1 protein-coding gene is annotated in these 975 nt (G+C 69.0%); it reads left to right on the top strand.

Features of this window, described 5'->3' with window-relative positions:
* Window positions 1-975 (top strand): calcium-binding protein (locus tag CAPSK01_RS00030; RefSeq protein ID WP_273702772.1); only part of this gene is annotated, 975 nt, incomplete at both ends.

The raw sequence follows: 975 nt of genomic DNA, 5'->3' as shown, positions 1-975 counted from the left end.
GGTGCGGGCGGCGCCGACACGCTGATCGGCGGCGCCGGCAACGACGTTCTTGCCGGCGACGGCAGCGGGCTTGCCGAGTCAGTTCTGGGCGACGACGTTCTCGACGCTGGTGAAGGCGACGACACGCTTTACGGTGACGGCGGCGCCGACATGCTGATCGGTGGCGCCGGCGCCGACGCGCTCTACGGCGACAGCAGCGATACCCCGGATGCCGCCATGGGCGACGACACCCTCGATGGTGGCGAAGGCGACGACACCCTCGTCGGTGGCGGTGGGGCGGACGTGCTGCTCGGCGGCGCCGACAACGACCGCCTGGACGGCGACGCGATCAACGTGGCCGGCGAGCTGCACGGCGCCGACGTTCTCGATGGCGGCGTCGGCGACGACACGCTCGTCGGCAACGGCGGCGATGATGTTCTGATCGGCGGCGACGGCCATGACGTTCTGGCTGGCGATGCCGATGGCCTCGCGAGTGTCTTCCATGGCAACGACCTGCTCGACGCTGGCGCGGGCGACGACCAGCTCTATGGCGGGGACGGCAGCGACACGCTTCTCGGCGGCGCCGGCAACGACACTCTCGACGGCGGCGACGGCGACGACGACCTGGACGGTGGCGATGGTGACGACATCATCGTCGTGCGCGCCGGCAGCGGCACCAAACACATCAGTGGCGGCGACGGCAACGATACGCTGTGGATCGAGGGCGTGAACTTTTCCGCCATTTCTTTGCGCCTGGGATCGCTGCTGATCGATACCGGTGTGCCGGGTGGCGAGATCCATGTGGATGGCTTTAACGCCAGCGATCTGCAGGCGGGCAGCGGCATCGAGAGCTTCCAGTTCGACGACGGCGTGCGCAGCTACCAGCAGGTCCTGGCCAAGGGATTCGACCTCAACGGGACACCCGGCGCCGACGTGATCACCGGTACGGGTGCGGCCGACCGCATCGAGGCCGACGCCCTGGCCACCCTGCCCAGT

Origin of the sequence: Candidatus Accumulibacter vicinus (assembly GCF_000584955.1) — a bacterium.
GTDB lineage: Bacteria > Pseudomonadota > Gammaproteobacteria > Burkholderiales > Rhodocyclaceae > Accumulibacter > Accumulibacter vicinus.
This window is presented reverse-complemented; position numbering and strand designations above follow the sequence as displayed.